The organism is Photobacterium sp. 53610 (genome assembly GCF_036409375.1).
Lineage (GTDB): Bacteria > Pseudomonadota > Gammaproteobacteria > Enterobacterales > Vibrionaceae > Photobacterium.
The window spans coordinates 30,344-49,880 of the sequence record NZ_JAXOFS010000011.1; the positions used below are offsets into that span (position 1 = coordinate 30,344).

The window sequence follows — 19,537 nt, forward strand, 5'->3', positions numbered from 1 at the left end:
CGACCTACCTGATCACATGAAATTCAACGTGGATGTCTTCAATGCGCTCGTCGATATGGAGCGCAATCGCTTCATCTTTTTTGACCAGCGACTGCCACAGTTCCGACTTAGTATCGACTTCAAAATAAGCCGCATCATGACGGGACTTCAGCTCAGACGGCGCGTACGGCAAATGACGCAGTGCCACCCCGGATAAGGCGTTACGCACCAGACCGGCAATGTCACTGTTTCCGGCCAGTTTGGTGGCACGGGGAAACTCTTCGCCCAGCCGCGCGGCACCGATCGACGACGTCGCCACTAGAATAAAGCGTCCCTGATGGTACAGACTGCGGTCCTGAACCAGGGTTCGCAGCAGGCGACGGGTCACGAACAGCTGGCGATCCCACTTCAGCGTGGTCACGTTATCAATCTGTACTTCGCGAAGCAGCACCAGTAATTCCGAAAATACCGCAGAGAAAATCCCGTAGAGATCATGCTGATTCCAGAGCGGAAACGACTTCGGCATCTTGCCTTCCAGCCCCTGCATCTGCCCGGCCATCGACGCGCATTCCAGATACAGATGACGGGTCAGCAGCGTGCCGTCGCTGTTCCACTGCTCCAGCTTCGGCATCCAGGTGCCCAGCACCTGAAGCCACAGGTAATCACGCATCAGCGCCTGATAACTCTTACTGCTGGTTTCTGCCTGCAAGCGGGCCGAAATCGCCCGCGCCCGGTACTGCACCTGTGCAAACACGTCGGCGACGCAGTCTTTCAGATAGCTGGACACCCCAAAGTGCAGACTCTGCGGAATGAAGGCCTGATTCAGCACCACGGCCCCTTCCGATTTGTGTTCACTGATTTCCGCGACCGCAATCAGGGTGTAATCCTGCAGCTCATCGCCTTCCAGCTTGAGTTCGATATTCAGGGTCGCCAGTTCAAGCGGCACCGGATCGCTGTGCTCACGGCTGGTATCAAACACCGGATGTTCGCTGGCACTGTGGCGCAGGCGGCGATCCTCACCGACATCGACCGCACCGGGACGCGTCACCGGCAGGGCCAGATAAACTTTTTTGTGGCTGGTATTTTTGGCGACATCGAGGACCAGCGACTGCTGAATATCAAACGGAGTCCCGTCCGGGAAAATGCCGCGCGCACGGCGCACCGAAACCTTCCCGATGCTCAGCAGCGACCGGTCCAGCGCCAGTTGTGTCAGACCAAAAGACTGCGGGCTGATCTGCCCGGCAAACTCACGGGCAAAATGCTCGATATAGCGCTCTTGCTGCTGAAAATGTTGCGGAGAAAGGAACATCCCCTCACTCCAGACGACTTTATTGTTATCCATTAGTCTTCCTCTTCACCCGATACAGACAGGTTGATGCCGTCAATGTCGATGTTGATGGCCGCCGAGCTGACCACCAGCGGCTTGTAAATCACCTTGTTTTTCGCTTCACGGTAATCCGCAAATCCGGCAATCACGCCGATGTATTTGGTTTCTGCCGCCAGCGGCAGCACTTCCTGACGACTTTCACCCTGCAAGACGCTGGACAGCTGACGCGTCAGCAACAGCTCCGCTTTCAGGACGCCCTGTTCATCGTTGTAAATCTGAAGAAAATCCGCCTGATTGAAGGCCTGGCTGTCGGTCAGCTGATACAGGCGCAACTCGACCGGTGACGGCTTGCCTTCCACATTCGGGTTAATGTTTGACGCCGCCCGGATATTCACCACCAGTTGCGGCGCCGTCAGGTCCTCACTCCAGAGGCTGCATCCCGACACCATCAGGGACAGCAACATCAGGGGCAGCATCCGCAGGCTCAGCTTGCGCATCATGATTTCTCTCCTTCCAGGTTGCGTTGCAGACGCAGTGCGTCCTGAAAATAGGCGTGGAACTTCACCTGCCAGTCCCGGTTCTCGACCTGACGCGAAAAATAACGCTTGTACATCTCCCAGTACTTGGGTTTGCGCGGCCAGAAGCCGGAACCGGAGAGATCGTCGAACATCGACTCCATTGCCTGCGGCGAGATATCCGCCAGCAAACGGGTCAGCGCCATTTCCAGCGCTTTATCGGTCTGTTGCTGCAAGCGTTGCTCATGCTGGCGGTATTCCGTCAGCGCATACTGAACCGGCTGCGGAGCAAACGGAGAAGCCTGCAATGCAGTCTGAGGCCATGCCGTCTGATAAATATCCTCGGCCAGCGGGTCGTCTTCTTCGGTCTGAAATTCCAGATCGAGACTGAGCCGCTGACGTTCCCGGGTGACATCCTCGCTCAGGAACGGATCGTCATCGACGACGTCAAAATCCGAGCGGGTCAGTTCAGGCGCTTCCGGCTCAACCGCCTGAACCGGCGCAGCGGCAACCGGCTCTGTCCGGAACGGATCATCCCCAAAAGGAGACTGGGCTGCGGCCTCCTGTAACGGCTGTGCTTTGGCTTTTTCCGGAATAAAACACGACACCAGCAGGCGATAGCGGCCGATGTCCAGCACATCACCATCACTGAGGGTGGACTGATTGCCTTTCCCCAGCGGCTCGTCTGAACCATTGATAAACACCCCGTTCGTGCTGTTGTCGGCAATCTGATAACCACGCGACGTCTTGCGGATGATCGCGTGCGTCCCCGACACTTCCCGGGTGGCATCGCTGAGCTGCATCGTCGCGCCGAATGAACGGCCGATATCACCCCCTTCCTCAGGAAAAGCCTGATTCCACTGCGCAATACTTTCGCCGTCCGGAGAACTGATAATTCTGATTGATAGCGGCATATGATTTACCTTTGCTTTAATTCCGCGACGCCGCTTAACGACACTGGCTGGCAGCGAGGTTAAACTCCGTCAGAAAACGGGGATACTGTTGAATAAATGCTTTGGAGAAGTAGACGCCCAGCGGCTGCGACTTCACCCGGGTCCGGGTGATTGCCCGGTAACTGATGCCCATTTTCTGAATGGTCTGTTCAATTACGGCATCGTTGCCGAGGATGGCGCCAACATCGCCGTTGAGCATCAGTGCCAGCAGGGCTTCCGGTGTGCGCGGCTTTTTAGTGACCTGATAGCCATTCTTCTGCAGCCAGTACCATTTGTTGGAACCGAACAACGCCGCCACTTCCACCTGCGACTTAAACATCGAACTGTTGAATTCGACGGAATCAGACAAAGAAAACCAGCTCCACTTCTGCTCAGCCAGCGGTTCAGAAGACACCGCGTACTCATCGCGCTTGCTGTTATGGGACGCCAGGAAAAATCCGTGCTGAGAGCCGACTTCCGTTTGCAGCTGTGCCCGGTCCCAGGAAGTCATCGTCAGTTGATAGGGCTGCGCCATCACACGCATCACACACTTCACTTTCTCGATCCCCGGCCCTTTCATCACGCCGTTTTCCTGATACTGGTAAGGGAACCACGACTGCGTCGCCAGCAACAGCCGCTCCGGGCGGTTGTATGCCAGCGAGCCGGGACTGAATACACACAGACTGATCACTAACAGGTTGAACACACACAGCCCCATCAGGGTGCTCCAAAATCGGTCATTCATGGCTGCGGATTCTCCATACTCATGCCAGCTGCCCGCACGCTGCTGCCGTCGCGGGCGTAGATATCACTCGCCATTTCAATCAGGACAAAGGGCACCGGTGTCTGAACCCGTTCCGCCTGTCTGAAACTGATCGAAATGTCCGGCGGTGACAGAACACCGACCGGCAACGCAGCAGGCTGTGTGTGATCCCGAAGAATGCGGATCCCGTACAGCGCGGCCTGATGCGCATTGTTTTCAAACCCGACGCCCACGGACATCAGGGCGCTCTGCGCCGAACCGTTCACCGCATCCGGCACCGCCGTCAGCAGGGGTAAGCCCCCGGAATGAGCGTTGATCGCACCGATCCGCTCCAGCAGGCTCGAACTGCCGGTCAGCCACAGCAGCGATTGCGCCAGGTGTTCGTCCTGTTTTCTCATGTCGGCCACCTGTTTTTTCAGGACTTTTTCCAGCCCCTGATCAGGGTGACTTTCATCCACCTCAATCGGGAACACCCGGACGCCCCGGCGTTCGGCTTCCGTTTTCAGCGGCAGATACTGAGTCAGATAGGCGCTGGTGTTCGCGCTGGCGTACAGCACGCCAATCTGAGTCAGTTGCGGACGAAAACGGCGCAAAAAGCTGAACGTGATATCCGCGGGTAAATTGAGCGACGTAAACGCAAAGTTGTTCCCGCTGCTGGCATACCCGTCGGACAGACCGAGCAATACCGGATCTTTCGCGTTCACCGAAACCACCGGCAATTTGCCTCCGGCATAGACTCGGTACAGGGACGCAGTGGCCTGGGAGCCAACACTGTAAATCAGGCTGGCTTCCTGCTCCGCGCGCTTTGTCCAGCGTTCCAGTTCTGATGGCTCCTGCGGCAGCACAAACACCCGGAACGAGGCGCTGGGCAGGTCACGGCGAAACGTCGTCAGTAAGGAAGACAGTGCGGTGTCGTAAGCGCTGGCCTTGCGCGACATCAGTACCCATACCTGCGGATGCGCACCGCGCGGTGTGAACGTGACCGAATCGGCTCCGGCTTCAATCTCCCAGCGCTGCTGATGTTGCTCATTCAGCTGCTCACCCAGCCACTGCGGCCACTGCGCCCACCCCAGTGCGGAAAACAACATCCCGGCGATCAAAATTAACGGTCTGATCATGCGGTCGCCTCCTGCGTCGGTGTGCGGTCAGCACCCCACATCAGTAACCCGGCCAGCGCAAAGAATGCCGCCAGACTCCAGAAGGCTGCCAGTTGGCCGAACTGCGCCAGCAGCGCACCGACAACAACGGCCCCCGCCACATGCCCGATCCGCTCGAGAAAGCGGTAGGTCGATGCCACGGCGTTGGCGTTGCTTTCTCCGGCCACCGACACCACATGCGTGACCACCGGTGCGTTGATCAGGCCATGCGAGACGCCCATGATCAGCATTGCAGCCGTGGCGGTTGCCACCAGCGCGGTAGTATTTTCAAACGAGAATGCTGACGCCAGCACCACCAAAGACACGGCAGCAACGCCATTGCCCAGACACAAGGCCCATTTCGCCGAACCCATCCGGTCAATCAGCGGGGAAACTTTCCCGCTGACAAACAAAACAGCAAAGGCGTAAGCCATCAGTACCTGGCCGATACTCTCTTTCGCCACGCCCTGCTTTGAAAGCAGAATCGGCACCGCAAACGACACCACGCCGGTCAGCATCATCTTGGTCGGAATCCCGACCAGCAGCATGGTCCGGACAAAAGACGGCACGCGGATCAGCGCCACCGAGTCCTGCACCATGACCCGCAAGTTCTCGGCCAGTGAGCCGTGAGACGGCGTGGCGCTGTGCCCTGGATACTGGCGCCCTGTATTCTGAGACCCTGTCTTCTGAGAACCTGTCTTGTGAGAAATAGACGGCAGGCTCAGGGCGAACAGGAACATCAACACCCCGACCGCCGCTGAGAGCATAAAGATCCCCTGAACACCCAGTGATTCTGCCAGCAGGGCCCCGATTGCCGCTCCGGAAATAAAGCCGGCGTTAAAACAAAAAACGATGATGCCGGCGGCCCGGGTTTTGTTGGATTGATCACTGAACCGCAGCAGATACCCCTGCGCGGCAATAAAAATCATCGCCTGGCCCATGCCGGAAATCAGTCGGGCAGCAAGCACAGACCACAGCTGCGCGTCAAAGGCCAGCATCAGACAGCCGACCGCGGAACAGGCGATCCCTGCGTTCAGCACGCGGCGGATATCAAACAGGTCCACCATACGTGCTGCCGGCAATAACATGGCTGCAAATCCGACAAAATACAGCGTGAAGAAATACGACGACCAGCTCGCTGTGCCGCCGTTCTGCACTGCAATCTCAGACAGGTACTGCGGTAATACCGGCGCCATCAGCGCTTCCATCAGCACCGTCACCAGCAGCAAGGGCTTGATTTTTGCCAGCACCTGCTCGCTGCGCGACTGTGTTCCGGCATGACTGAGCAACCGGACAAACGCAAAACAAATCAGGGCACACCCGGCGAACAGGATGGCGAAATTTTTCAGAATGTGCGCCAGCTGAGCCAGTATTGCCTTCGGATAAAACGCAATGGTCACCAGATTACCCCGGTGATCTGCCACCGAAAACTGCGCCATCCCCTCCGCCGACAGCATGTCTGACGGGCTCTGGCTGCGGGCAATCATGACCTCATTGTGCGTAACCGTGATGCGGGAGACTTCCGGATTGGACTGACGAAAGCTGTCCAGCATGGTATCCATCCCGCTGACCTGATGCGGGCTGATCCCCAGCCGGAGGACAGGCGCCAGTCGCTGCGTCACGATGTTGGCCATCGAGTCTGCTTTATGCTGCAACCCCGACTGATAGAGCACGCCTACCATAAGGATCACACTGAGCGACATCACCGCAAACACCAGGCCAAAGGCCGTCAGATAGCTGTTCGGACGGGTGCTGCGCAGCACCCGCCAGACAAACAGCCCGGCCAGCAATGCCACCAGCAGCAACATGGGCTGAAAGTGTGCATCGATGACTTTTTCGGTCTCGTCATTGCTGAGCAGAATTTCCAGCACGCCCGCCTGCGCAAATTTATTGTTGAGCGGAATGCTCACCAGACTGCCTTCCATCTGCTCGGTGGTGTAGCGATACAACGCCTGCTGACCCGAAACGACCCGTAAATCCACGACCGAGGCATCCGACTGCGCAATCGGCGCCAGCACTTTTTCCAGCCCGGCAATCTCGTGCAGCGGCACGCCCGAGCTCAGGATCTGCTCGATACCGATTCTTGCCGCTTCCGTCTGGGCCAGAATCGCATCGCGGCTTTGCTGCTGATAACTTTTCTGCGCCTGTGCGTAACCAACCACCCAAATCAGTGACAGAGACAAAACCACCAGCAGTGCACCGAGCAGCAGTCGGCTGTATTGCTTCATCACGTTCAATCATCACTCCTGAACATCGGCCAGCGCATCAAACTGCGCCGTCAGACAATGGGCCAGCGCCAGCGGACGTCTGGCTTTCAGGAAAGACAGGCGGTTGAACACCAGCGACTGAACCAGATCCGTATAGCTCATCCCCTCACGCGCCAGATCGTGGCAGACCAGACTGACTTGGTTCCCTGCCGGGCGCTTCAGATCAGGTTTCGGATTGGTTTCCAGCACATACAGATTGCCCTGCTTGTCCATGCGTAAATCGACACGGACCAGCGTCTGCAAGCCAAGCTGGCGGTAAATCTTCTGACCGATCGCCGCCAACTGACCGCGCAGCGGCTCTTCGTCGACCGCCACCAGACGGTCCTGCGTGATCGGTTTGACGTCCATCGACGTGAAAATCGGCTCGTCCGCGTCGAGCAAACGCTCGGTGATCGAAAACGCCAGCGGCGTCGTCGACTGCATCAGCCTGCCGTCTTTAAAGACGAACTCTCCGGCGACCGCGACCACAAACTCACGTCCGCCGAGAAACGGTTCAATCATCACCGTGTTGTTGGTTGCCAGACGGACTTTTTCCACCACCGAAGCCAGCTCACGACGGTCAAACACCGGGTAGACATGAACCGAAGCGCGCCCCGAGACCGGCTTGACGATATATCCCTCGTGAAAGCCCGCCGCAATCTCATCAATGGCGGACTGCTTGCCCGGGTCATCGAAGCTTTCATCAATGCCGACAGTGACAAACGGCGCCGTCGGTAGCCCGGCCGCTTTGATCTCATGCTTGAACAGATGTTTGTTATCGAGAATCCCGGCGGTCATCGGGGAATGCCCGACGTACGGCACGCCCAGCATCTCCAGCATGGAAGGCAGATGACACATCGAGTCAAACCCTTGCAGGCCGCCACTGTTGGTGATCACCAGATCAATGCTTTTTTCACGCAATTGCTGAGCCAGATGAATGTCTTCCGCTAGCACTTCAACATGACAAAAGCCGGATTCCGATAGCGCCTGAGCAATATCATGGGCGACCGGTGCATAGGTTTTGGTTGAACGCGGGCTCAGGTTTTCAAAAATAAAACTACCGGTTTGCGTTTTGTCGCCCCCATGAATCACGGCCACTTTCAGATGCCGGCGTATCCACGCCAGTTGTGTCTGCGAAAAAACTGAATGTGTCATGTCATCTACTCGTCGTATCCGTTGCTCAATTAATCAGACGTCTGGCATCTGGTGCGGCAACAATTGGTGTTTTGGTTCTTGTTATCTGGTGCTTGCTTTCTGGTGATTGTTATCTGGTGATTGCAGCTGAGCGCGGGTTACCCGGGTAACCCGCTGGTGATCAGTCAATCTGAATCCGGAACCGGCCGTCTTCGACATCGACCCGCACCGCTTTGACCGGCTTGCTTTCGCTCATGCGCACGATGCACTGATTCGCCAGTTCCGGCATCAGTTGCCGGTTGATCAGTTGCTCAACCGCACGGGCACCGGTTTCCGGAGACTGATTCAGCGCGACCAGCAGTTGCACCACGTCCGGATGGTATTCAAAGCTGGCACCGTAATGTGCCGCGACGCGTTTGCGGATGCGGTTCAGGGACAGAGTTGAAATCTGCGCCATTTCCTCATCATTGAGCGGGAAATAAGGCACGATGGTCGCCCGGCCCAGAAACGCCGGTTTGAAGAACTTCTGCAGCTCCGGGAAAATCGTCTGCGTCAGTTCCGGGACCGATGGACGGCCATCCTGGCATGCATGGACGACTGCACCATCGGCAGCATTCGACGTCATGATGATGATGGTGTTACGAAAATCGATTTCGCGGCCTTCACTGTCGGAGATCGTCCCTTTATCGAAGATCTGATAAAAGATGTCGTGCACCCCAGGGTGCGCTTTTTCCATCTCATCCAGCAGCAGTACGGAGTACGGATTTTTACGCACCGCTTCTGTGAGCACACCGCCTTTGCCGTATCCGACATAACCGGCCGGTGAACCCAGCAGCATCGACACTTTATGTTCCTCTTTGAACTCGGTCATATTGATGGTGGTGATGTTGCGCTCACCGCCGTACAACAGATCCGTCAGCGCCAGCGCGGTTTCGGTTTTACCCACCCCGCTCGGGCCGCACATCAGAAAGACGCCGACCGGTTTACGCGGATCAGTCAGCCCGGCCCGGGCCATGCGAATCGCCTGAGCAATTTCCGCAATCGGCGTCACCTGACCAATCACCCGCTGACCAATCTGAGATTCGAGATGCATCAGGCGCTCGACTTCCGCGCTCAGCATGTTGCCGACCGGAATCCCCGTCCACAGCGCCACCACTTCGGCGATGGTCTGCTGCGAGACCTGCGGCAGTACCAGGGGCTGCTCGCCCTGAATGGCATGCAGCTGCGCCATTTTTTCGGCCAGTTTCGCCCGTTCACTACCGGCTTCCAGGTCTTCGCCAGCCAGGAACTGCGTATCCAGAGCGGACTGAAGCGCGAGAATTTCTTCCACCAGCTGAGATTCCTGCGCCCAGCGGCGGGCAATATCATCGTGCTGCTCAGCCAGCGTTTCACGGCGCAGCTTCGCTTCCTGCAGACGCGGATCCTCCAGCGACCACAGCGCCGCTTCATGGGTCAGGGTTTCAATTTCGTTATCCGCATAGCGAATCTGCTCCGCAATGGATTCCATCTGACGCGGCGTCGCGCTCTGGCTCAGGCCGATCCGCGAGCACGCGGTGTCGAGCAGGCTGATGGCTTTGTCCGGCAGTTTGCGCTCCGGCAGATAACGTACCGACAGGGACACCGCCGCATCGATCGCTTCCTGCATCACCTTGACGTTATGGTGCTGCTCCAAGCTCTTTTTCACTCCGCGCAGCATGTGCACGGCATCGGCTTCGCTGGGCTCGCCGACCGCCACCACCTGAAAACGGCGGGTCAGTGCCGCATCGGATTCAAAATACTGTTTGTACTCAGCCCAGGTGGTCGCCGCGAGCGAACGGAACTCTCCGCGCGCCAGCGCAGGCTTGAGAATATTAGCCGCATCGTTCTGGCCTGCAGTCCCACCGGCACCAATCAGGGTGTGCGCTTCATCAATGAACATGATGATCGGGGTACTGGATTGTTTGATCTCATTGATGACATCTTTCAGGCGGTTTTCGAACTCGCCTTTGATACTGGCACCGGCCTGCAGCAGCGACAGATCCAGACTGCGCAGTTCCACATTCGCCAGCGCCGGCGGCACGTTGCCGTCAACGATTTGCTGTGCCAGACCTTCGACAATCGCCGTTTTGCCCACGCCCGGATCGCCAACCAGAATCGGACTGTTCTGACGGCGGCGGCACAAGATATCGATCGCTTTGCGGATCTCATCGCCCCGACCCGAGATCGGATCCAGACGGCCACTTCGCGCCGCTTCGGTCAGGTTTTGTGAGTATTTGTCCAGCGCCGGTGTCGCGGTGTCCCCATGCTCAGCGGCCGTCTGGGAAACCGCACCGGTGTTCATCTCACTGGGCGCGCTCACCGCCAGCGACTGGCTGCGCAGCCATTCCGAAGACAGCACGGTGACCCACTGACTGAGCAGACCGTTGTAAGCGCCTTGCTCACGGCGCTGCTTGAGCACCATCAGCAAATGAAATTCATTGACACTCAGTTGCTGTTGATTGAGTGAGGCGATCATCCAGGCATCTTTCAGCAGCTCCACCAGCTCAGGTGACAGGGACGGTGACGCATCATTGCCCCGCGTCAGACCGGACAGATAGGTGTTCAGACCTTCCAGCAACGCTTCTTTGGCCACCGAGGCCTGATTCAATGCGGCTTCCCAGCCTTTGGACTGTTGCAGCAGATGCAAAAACCAGTGTTGTGGCTCGATGGAAAAATGGCCGCGGCTGACGCACTCGCCTGCTGCCGCTTCAAGCGCGTTTTTCAGCAACGGGGTCAGCCTTTTGACCAGACTCTGTAATTCGATATTGATCATGGGTTTTCCTAACTTAACGTCAGTGGCATCTCGACAAACTGCCGGTGCTCCGTCTGATGATTCATCCAGGCCGACTGGCCGATACGTAATGCGCTGTCACTGCGCCCGGACAGTCTCACGCGCGGCAGATACTCGCTGTTCACTTTCATATACAGGGCGTACTTGGTATTGACCCCCATGTAACTGCGCACCAGATGGTCCAGCGCACGGATCATGGCTTTGTCATGGCGAATCGCCAGATAGTGGTCATAATCTCTCGGGCAGATTTTGATCTTCAGTTTCTGTCCGGCCATCGGCGTGGTTTTCCCGACCAGCGCGCCCATACCCAGTTGCCGGTTCTGTCCGGTCAGCCCGATCTGCGTCAGGGAACAGGGGGTCAGCGGCAGGTATTCCAGCGCGCTGCGCTCAATCGCAAATTCCGCCGAGAAGTAATCTTCCAGCATGGCTTTCAGTGCCAGCGGGCAGGTCAGCTTCATCCCCAGCAGCCCGGTATACTGAATCAGATGGCTGGCCGGGATCGGACTTTCTTTACCGCTTTGTCCGGCCAGATTAGCCAGCATCCCGGTCACCGACAGCCGATGACGGTTCCAGCTGAACGACGCTTCTTCAATCTGGGCCGTCAGATCATGCTTGTGCTGGACCTGGCAGTAGAGGCGAAAATAGCGGTTGTTGAAGGCGTCGAAAAAATCGAGCGGTGCCTGCTCCCCCAGATCAAAATTCGCGCTGAGCGCCTCTTTAAACATGGCGCGGGGCATGGTGCTCTGGCTGCCGGACAAGGCCGGCAGTGACGTCTTCAGGGTGTAATCCGAGACCGCATTCACGGCCACTCCGGTCACTTCACTGGGGTAGTAAGCCGGTAACAGTTCCGCACTGAAACGGACCTCCGGACGACGGCCGGACAGCGCCGCCTGATGCTTGAACACCTGCCAGGCCTTCTCCAGTGCAACGCTGAACTGACCGCTCAGCAGGCGGTTTACAGCAGACTCTTGCATCCGGTTCTCCTCGGAAACGCCATAAACACCCCGTCCTGGCCTTCCAGACAAATATCGACCTGCGTGAAGCTGTTAAACCCGGCAAAGTAAGCAAAAAAGTGGTCCAGCAGACGGCTGAACAAGGCGATCCCGCCGTTCACATTGCCCGGTGCCAGGGTCACGGTAATCTTGGTGCCGTACGCAAAACAGGTTTTCCCTGAAACCCGGATCGGGGCCACGACCTGTTCCTGCTCTATTTTCTGCACCGACTCGATGTACAGATAGTTTTGTGCACTCTGATTGTGGTTATAGAGATCGAACACGTTTTTCAGCGTCGCAGCCGGATTCTCCGTCCCCAGAATGGCGTGGTAGTTAAAATGCAGGTGGCACAGCAGCGCCCACACATTCTGATTCGCATCCCGGCTTCTGACCGGCAGTGCAGGACGACGCAGCAACTGCATGCGCGCCGGAATCGTCAGCGACTCACGGCAGGTGACGCGGCTGTTGACCGGCAGCGAACCGGCCCGGACGCCGTCGGTGGCCGTGGCACTGACCTGCCACACGCGTGGCGATCCCGTCGCATGATAGTGTTCCGGATCTGCCACTTTCAGGCTGCTGTCGAGCACGCCCCGTTCATGAAAGTTCTGCACCAGCTGCCAGCGCAGCCCCGTTTCCGCACGGTCAAATTTTTCGCTGTAAATCTGCGGCACGCTGACCGGATCACCCGCGGTGACATCGAGCACTTCGTCCACGGAAAACACTTCCAGGACTTTGCCCTGACTGGCATCCAGATGGACAGGGTACTGTTTATGGAAAAAGTCGATCTGCAAGGGTTCCGACGCTTGCTGGTGCAGGTTGACCAGCGGCGTCGAGAACAGAGAAAAATGCTGGGCATTCAAGGTCCGGGCCAGCTCGACACTCAGCTCTTCGACAAAAATCTGCACCCGGAACTCACTGCCCGTGATCTGCTGCAATGCGTCCCGCACATCAATGCTGAACCCGTGAAAACGCTCGGGAAACATAAAAAACTCGGTCAGGAGCTTAAAGCCGCCAAAGCTGGCAGCCTGATACGGCAGAACGGTATCTTCGGCATCAAAACCCACCGGACGCAATGCCGTCGGCCCCAGATCAACCCGGGTGTCCGTTCGGGTCGCCGCACTGCAGATCCGCACTTGCGACGTGCTCTGAGACAGCAGGTCATACAGACGCAGGGTAAAATGGCTGTCCCCTTTGAGGTGCAGCCTCAGTTCACCGATGTCCAGCGCCGACAGATCACAGCCCTCATCCGTCGCAGCGATGGTCAGCTCGATCATCGCTTTGGCATCCTCTGCCCCTGCCGGTTTAGCCATTTCAAACGGCGCAAAGGTCACCTCTGCACTGCGGATGGTGACCGGCAACAGCGCGACGGTTTGGGTGGAACGAAAGATGGCACTTTCGCCCTGTTCATCCGCCAGCTCAAACTCGGTGCCTGCCGGAATCCGGTGCACAGCATTCGCTTCCGGTGAAATCTCGAAATCCAGCACGGTATAGGACGGCACCGGGCGCAGATAATGGGGAAACAACAAACGGACCAGACTTTCCGTCAGCTCCGGAAAGGAATCATCCAGTCGCTGCTGAAGACGACCGTTCAGCAGCGCGACGCTCTCCACCAAACGGGCGATTTGCGGATCATCGATGCTGTCTTTGCGAATGCCGAGCGCACGCGCCGCGCCCGGATGACGCGCCGAAAACTCAGTGGCTTCATCCCGGATGAAACGCAGTTCCTGTTCAAAATACGAGAGCAGAGAATCAGACAAGATTCGATTTCCTTACATCTAGTTTGTTGCTGCTGAGATCCAAAAAGGAGTCCAGCACAATCGCTTCTTCACCCAGCTCAGAATGCACCACCGCTGAGAGACGAAAACACAGCTGGTTCTGGGCCGATTTATTCTCCTGAACCTCGATTTCAACCTGACTCAGACGGGGTTCATACAGGCGGATCAGACTGGCAATCTCTGCCGCGATCACATCACTGTTCGACTTACTCTGCGAGCGGGCCAGATTACGCATCCCCAGATTGGTGATGGTGCCCTCCCCGCTGCTGTAAACGGCCGGCCAGATAGGGGCGCGGCTGGAGATCAGCGTGCAGACGTTGTCGACAATGGCATCACGCACACTGTCGATGTCGTCGTTCCAGCGCTGCGTCAGCTTGGCAATCAGGCTCATGGGCGCGCTCCGATATCCTGGCCAGAGACTGAGGTAGTCAGCACCACCTGGGCATCCATCATTTCGTACTGATATTGCGGCTGAAGCATGATTTCACACAGATAACGGGTCCGGTCCTGAGGCGATTCCTCTATCCGGACCTGACAGGACTTGAGCGGATAACGCGCCATGATCGAATCTTCGCCGTAATCCACTTCACTGATGTAATTCTGCAGCCAGCGCTCCAGGCTGCGCTTACAGTCTTCCGCGCTGTCATAACGGCCGATCTGATCCCGGATCTGCGCTTTGATGTAGTGGCCGAACCGGCACGCCATCAGATTCGTCTGCAGCATGCCCAGCTGACGCGTCGCTTCATTCGGCGCACGCCAGACCGACTGATTACTGAAAAAGCCTTTGTGTCCGCTCAGATATAAACTGGTCAGCGGGATAAATCCCTGTTGCGCCCAGAAGCCGTCATCTTCGCTGTACAGATCGACTTTGGCCTGAACCGACTCCGACGACGCCACAATTGCGCCGAACGAAGCGAACTCATCGTATGAACGCAAGAAACCAAACCAGCTGATGCGGTCAAATTCCCGGATGACATTGCTGGTCAGCAGATAGGCACTGTTGCCCCACAGCGCCTGATCGCGGCCCTGCATTTCACTGAACAGAAAGCCCGCGGGGTACTGTTGATAAGGCGGACGCTGCAGATATTCCGGCATCACCAGATGCAGAAAGCGCGCAGATGGTTTGTCACGCAGCAGTTGCCAGGAGGCAAAATCACGGCTGTTGACGATCCGCTCCGCTCTCGCACTGTCATGCAGCTGACGGCTCTGATCGTCACCAAAAAAGTGTTCATCCACGCCCATCACCACAGGACACAGTGCCAGCTCGCCGAGTTCGGAGAGCAACTGCAGGGTATAGAGATCGTCGTAACCCAGCTCGTCCCCGTAATCGGAAGTGACTTTGTGATCCACCATCACCATGCCAAACGGCGTCCCGCCTGCGGTATCAAACTCTTTGGCATAGAGTTTTTTGTACAGCGCACTCTGTTTGAGATCGAACGAGTAATTGAGGTCGCTCGAAACCATGTGCCAGCTCAGATCGAGCAGTTTGATTTTGACCCGGCGTTGAGAGACCGGCAGTGCCGTCAGTGAAGCCAGTCCGAGCCAGGACGCTTCCAGCTGCTTAAAATGTTCATGCTGAATGACGGCCGACAGCTGTTCACTCACGGCTTGATCCAGCTCGGCAATCAGCCGGATCAGTTGTGCTTTGAATTGAGCCGTCGACTGGTTCCTGGCGCATACCAACAGCTCCTGCCAGGCCAGGTTCGCAAGCATCGGGGGCATCGCTGTGTGCTGAGGGTGTGTTTTCATCGACTGCTCAATTCAAAACATTCGGAGGCGATCTGCCTCCGAATCGGATTAACCCGGAATATTGGCGACCATACGAAGCGAAGTCGTCAGTTCTTCCATCTGTAACCACGGGCGAAGATAGGCAACCGCAGAATAGGCACCCGGACGACCGGCCTGCTCTTCAACGGTGACTTTCGCTTCCACCAGCGGGTGACGCGCTTTGGCTTCGTTGCCGATAGCGTTCGGGTTCACGTACTGGTGAATCCAGGTGTTGAGATCTTTCTCAACATCATTCGGATCCAGGTTCGAACCAATCCGGTCACGACCCATCACCTTCAGGTACTGGGCGATACGGCTGCTGGCCATGGTGTACGGCAGACGCGCCGAAATCGCGGCGTTGGCAGTCGCATCCGCGTCGGTATAGGTTTTCGGCTTGTGCGTGGTCTGTGCACCCATAAACACCGCGTAGTTGGTGTTTTTGTAGTGAACCAGCGGCAGGAAGCCCAGATCGCTGAGCTCTTTTTCACGCTCGTCGGTCAGGTTCACCTGCGTCGGACACTGCTGGAGCAGATCTCCGGCATCCGAGTGGTAAGTGAAGTTCGGCAGGTTTTCGACTTTACCGCCGTTTTCCGTTCCGCGAATGGCCGTACACCAGCCGTACTGGGTGTATGCCTGCGTCAGCAGCAGACCAAATTCGTATGCCGCGTTACTCCAGACGAAATCTTTGTCTGAAGAAACGATTTGCTGACCGTTGTCGCGGGTCTTCAGCTCTTCAAAATCGAATGACTTCACCGGGATGGTCGCAGAGCCATACGGCAGGCGCGCCATGGTTTTCGGCAGCGTCAGCGCGACATAGCGAGAGTCATCGCTGGCGCGGAATGCGTTCCAGCTGGCGTAAGCCGGTGAGTCAAACCCAGCGGCGACCGGTTTCCCGTCTGCAAACGTGGCAAACGAGTTGAAATCAAACATGCTGGCATTGGCGGCGGCGATGAAGGGTGCATGAGATGCGGAAGCCACTTCGCCCATATAACGCAGCAATGCGACGTCTTCGTCGCCGTAACCGAATTCGTAATCACCCAGCAGGACGCCGTAAGGCTGACCGCCCGCGGTGCCGAACTCTTCCTGATAAACCATGGTGAAGAAGCGGCTGCGATCGATCGCCGGCGCGTCTTCAAACTGCTCAAGCAGCTCATCTTTGGTGTAGTCGGCCAGCTTGATTTTCAGGTCCGGACCCAGTTCGCTGTTTTTAACCAGCTTTTGCAAGCCCAGCCAGGTGCCTTCCAGTTTCTGAAAGTCATTGTTCTTCATGACCGAAGACAGCTGCTCAGAAATTTTCGCATCCAGTGCGCTGATGGCTTTCTCAATCGTCAGCGTCAGGTTTTTGTCCCAGGTGACCGTGCCTTCCAGTGCCTGCGACGTCAGAATGCTCAGCAATTCTTTGGTGGTATCCACCGGTGTTTGTGCGGTCGCGGTGATGGCACGATCAAGAAAACTCAGCGACGCTTCAGCTTCAGCAGCGCCCTGCGTTGCGGTTTGTTGTTCGACAGACATTATTCCGCTCCCTCTTTATCCAGACCCAGTTCCTGCGCAAGCCCTTGAATGGCATCCGCACTTTGCAGCACTTCCTTCAGCAAACGCTCCAGATCGCGCGAACGATCCGCTTTGCTCAGCAGTACTTTCAGTTGATTTCGGGTTTCAACCAGTTGTTTCAGCGGATCAATCTGTTCAACCAGATTCTCCGGGTGGAAATCTTTCATCGAGCGGAAGCTCAAATTCACTTCGAACTGGCTGTCATCATTGGCCAGTTTATTGTCGACTTTGTACGAAAGACGCGGATGGATGGTGCCCATCACCGTATCGAAGTTGTCTTTATCGATACCGGTAAACTCACGCTCTTCAAGATCCACTTTTTCAGATTCTGGTTTGTGGCCGGAGAAGTCACCGATCACGCCGACCACGAACGGCAGCTCTTTGGTCTCAACAGAGCCATTCGTTTCAACATCATAGGTAATGCTGACGCGGTTTTTGCTGACGCGTTTATGTTGTGAGTTCAATGCCATAACGGTGTCCCTAGTTCAGAATTTGCATCGAGAGAAGAAGCTCCATCTCAGATGGAGCTTCCGGCGAATATTATTTAGAGCCTGACAGCAACTTGCCCTGTGGCAGGTTGTAAGTCACGATGCCGCCATCTTTGACTTCACCGCCTTCCAGCTCATAGTTGTGCTTCTGAGAAATCTCAACGTAAGACAGAGAAATGCTCTCGTATGGCTGAGAACCATCGCTGCCGCTGACGTTGTAAGACACCAGACGTGCATTCGTCAGTTTCACCTGGAAGTACAGTTTTGCACCTGAGCCGTCTGATTCTGGCTTGGTGAATGCGATCTCAACGGTTTTCCCTTCTTTACCCGGGTTAAACAGGAAAGACAGCAGGTCTTCTGAAGCACCGTCAACCTGTTTGGACAGGTTCACTTCGCTCATGGCCACCATGCCTGAGTCCGCGTTGTTACCGTTGCCGATGTCCATCGCGACGTTACGAACGCCGCCCCAGGAATAGGAAGAGATAGCGAACCAGCCGTTACCTTCCAGACCTTCAACCGTTGCGCCGCCTTTGACATCAACGCCATCAATACGCATGTAAATACTTGCCATATTCGTTCTTCCTTCTTTTCAGGATATGCACTTACCAACGCAGGGCAGTTGAGCCCGGTTGTTCGTGACTTTCACTTTTTTGTTGAGGTTGGGTATCAGCAGCGGAAGTCTGTGATACATGCTTTTCAATACTCATTGACTCAGTCACGGGAGGAGTCTTTTCGGGTACCGAAATGTTTTCAATGCCTGCCTTCGGCAGTTCAACATCGGGCAGCCGTACCTGATCAAGATGATTCAGTCCGGCGGCATGAAAAATTTTGCTTAAGGTGTCTCCGCTCTGCTCGGCCATCATTTCCTGCAGCAATTCCGGCAACGGCAGATAGCCCCAGCGGATGGCTTTTTCCAGCAAAAATGACACCGGGCTGTGCGGCTCGCTCTGGCGGAAATAGTCTGAAATTTCACGCAGCTGGTGAAACGCCAGATCGCGGTTCATATTGTTTGCCGATGCGACCTGCGCAAGATTACCGGCACTCAGATTCAGCGGCGCGCCAGACACGGCAGAAGACTGCGCGGCCTGAGATGGCGTGGAATCATGCACAGCGTTTGTCACGGCCATGTTTTCCGCCAGGGAAGTTGTTACCGCGCTTGACGCTGCAGTCACCGCCGCAACCGGCTCGGCTTTATGGGACGGTTTCATCCCGGTCAGCTGATGCAGGGCCTGCTCGAATCGGGTAAACAGGGCTTTGACGAAGCCAAAATTGGCCGCGGCTACACCGGCGCTTTGCGTGTGCTTTTGTACGGCAGCGCTTAAGCGGTCTACCTGCTCACAACAACGAACGGTGTTCTCCATGCGTTGCTGAATGTCCGCCCGTTGCTGCGCCACCACACCGGCAACCTGTGCTTTGAGCTGGCTCAGTTCGCCTTTGCGTTCCGCACTCTGGTAGTCGTAAAACGAAATGCTGCCAGCCAGCGTCTGTTGCAACAGTGGCGCATACAGAATCGAGCTTTCTTCACTGTCGCCAATCAGCTGAAAAAAGGCTTTCACTTTGGCTTCAGCCTGCTCACGCTGCTGTTGGTCCGCCGCTTGGGATTTCAGTTTTTCCTGAGGCAGGACGGGGTTCAGGTGATCCCAGTGCTGCTCAGCCAGATCCGCCAGCCATGCCAGCGCGTTCGCCGCACTGTCCAGCGAAGCATCCAGCAATACCTGAGCAGCAATGAACCAGGCGATCAGCTCAATATCACGAGTCGTGGTCTGAAATTGATTCAGCAGGCTCGCAGACAGGGTCTCCCAGCTGGCCAGACACGTCTTTTGCAGCGCTTCCACTTCATCTTCGCTTGGATTCTGGCTCAGCTGACGCAATGCAGTCTGTGCCACATTGAATTCATTTCTCAGCGGACGAAAAGCGCTTTTATCCAGCTTCAGGTAGCTTCCGCAAATGGATTCTGATGAGATCGGGGCCGAAAGCTGTTCAATCTGTTGTTTTGAAAACGGCATGCTTTACCTGCGTACTCTTGTTGTGAATTGGCGTTGTGAAATTGCAAGACAAGTCCCAGTCAGCATTTGAGCAAAAGGCCCCCTCAAGCAGTGATGACAGAAATCACAGCTTGCCGA

The 19,537-nt window shown here is 56.4% G+C and carries 16 protein-coding genes; all 16 read right to left on the reverse strand.

Annotated features, from left to right (window positions below; all coding sequences use genetic code 11):
* Positions 1–4 precede the first annotated feature (4 nt).
* Positions 5–1,321, reverse strand: coding sequence for a type VI secretion system baseplate subunit TssK (tssK, locus tag SPK40_RS19155; protein ID WP_248144241.1), 1,317 nt, complete (start codon positions 1,319–1,321; stop codon positions 5–7).
* Entirely contained in the window at positions 1,321–1,806 is a 486-nt protein-coding gene (gene tssJ, locus SPK40_RS19160) for a type VI secretion system lipoprotein TssJ (RefSeq protein WP_371929354.1), read from the reverse strand. Before tssJ ends, tssK begins: the two co-directional genes overlap by 1 nt.
* Positions 1,803–2,735, reverse strand: a complete 933-nt coding sequence (locus tag SPK40_RS19165) for a type VI secretion system-associated FHA domain protein (RefSeq protein WP_330961565.1) — start codon at positions 2,733–2,735, stop codon at positions 1,803–1,805. Before SPK40_RS19165 ends, tssJ begins: the two co-directional genes overlap by 4 nt.
* Before the next feature lie 34 nt (positions 2,736–2,769).
* On the reverse strand, positions 2,770–3,471 hold the full coding sequence (locus SPK40_RS19170) for a transporter substrate-binding domain-containing protein (protein WP_248144366.1): 702 nt from the start codon (positions 3,469–3,471) through the stop codon (positions 2,770–2,772).
* 23 nt (positions 3,472–3,494) lie between these two features.
* Positions 3,495–4,634, reverse strand: coding sequence for an ABC transporter substrate binding protein (locus tag SPK40_RS19175; RefSeq protein WP_330961566.1), 1,140 nt, complete (start codon positions 4,632–4,634; stop codon positions 3,495–3,497).
* On the reverse strand, positions 4,631–6,889 hold the full coding sequence (locus tag SPK40_RS19180; protein WP_330961567.1) for an MFS transporter: 2,259 nt from the start codon (positions 6,887–6,889) through the stop codon (positions 4,631–4,633). Before SPK40_RS19180 ends, SPK40_RS19175 begins: the two co-directional genes overlap by 4 nt.
* A 3-nt stretch (positions 6,890–6,892) precedes the next feature.
* A complete protein-coding gene (locus tag SPK40_RS19185; protein WP_330961568.1) occupies positions 6,893–8,053 on the reverse strand; it encodes a D-alanine--D-alanine ligase family protein in 1,161 nt (386 codons plus the stop codon).
* A 160-nt stretch (positions 8,054–8,213) separates the two neighbouring features.
* Positions 8,214–10,823 carry a type VI secretion system ATPase TssH gene (gene tssH / locus SPK40_RS19190; protein ID WP_330961569.1) on the reverse strand — a complete coding sequence of 870 codons (2,610 nt, stop codon included), beginning with the start codon at positions 10,821–10,823 and terminating at the stop codon, positions 8,214–8,216.
* An 8-nt stretch (positions 10,824–10,831) separates the two neighbouring features.
* Positions 10,832–11,815, reverse strand: a complete 984-nt coding sequence (locus SPK40_RS19195) for a type VI secretion system baseplate subunit TssG (protein WP_330961570.1) — start codon at positions 11,813–11,815, stop codon at positions 10,832–10,834.
* Positions 11,797–13,590, reverse strand: coding sequence for a type VI secretion system baseplate subunit TssF (gene tssF / locus SPK40_RS19200; protein WP_330961571.1), 1,794 nt, complete (start codon positions 13,588–13,590; stop codon positions 11,797–11,799). The genes SPK40_RS19195 and tssF overlap by 19 nt, the downstream gene beginning before the upstream one ends.
* Positions 13,583–13,999, reverse strand: a complete 417-nt coding sequence (tssE, locus tag SPK40_RS19205) for a type VI secretion system baseplate subunit TssE (protein ID WP_330961572.1) — start codon at positions 13,997–13,999, stop codon at positions 13,583–13,585. The genes tssF and tssE overlap by 8 nt, the downstream gene beginning before the upstream one ends.
* Positions 13,996–15,357, reverse strand: a complete 1,362-nt coding sequence (locus SPK40_RS19210) for a type VI secretion system contractile sheath domain-containing protein (RefSeq protein ID WP_248144250.1) — start codon at positions 15,355–15,357, stop codon at positions 13,996–13,998. Before SPK40_RS19210 ends, tssE begins: the two co-directional genes overlap by 4 nt.
* Positions 15,358–15,405: 48 nt before the next feature.
* Positions 15,406–16,887 carry a type VI secretion system contractile sheath large subunit gene (gene tssC, locus SPK40_RS19215; RefSeq protein ID WP_248144251.1) on the reverse strand — a complete coding sequence of 494 codons (1,482 nt, stop codon included), beginning with the start codon at positions 16,885–16,887 and terminating at the stop codon, positions 15,406–15,408.
* Positions 16,887–17,396, reverse strand: a complete 510-nt coding sequence (gene tssB / locus SPK40_RS19220) for a type VI secretion system contractile sheath small subunit (RefSeq protein WP_036755496.1) — start codon at positions 17,394–17,396, stop codon at positions 16,887–16,889. The genes tssC and tssB overlap by 1 nt, the downstream gene beginning before the upstream one ends.
* Positions 17,397–17,466: 70 nt before the next feature.
* The gene (locus tag SPK40_RS19225; RefSeq protein WP_248144252.1) at positions 17,467–17,985 is read right to left on the reverse strand and encodes an Hcp family type VI secretion system effector; all 519 of its coding nucleotides are present in this window, start codon (positions 17,983–17,985) and stop codon (positions 17,467–17,469) included.
* A gap of 31 nt (positions 17,986–18,016) precedes the next feature.
* Entirely contained in the window at positions 18,017–19,420 is a 1,404-nt protein-coding gene (locus tag SPK40_RS19230; RefSeq protein ID WP_330961573.1) for a type VI secretion system protein TssA, read from the reverse strand.
* Positions 19,421–19,537: the final 117 nt, after the last annotated feature.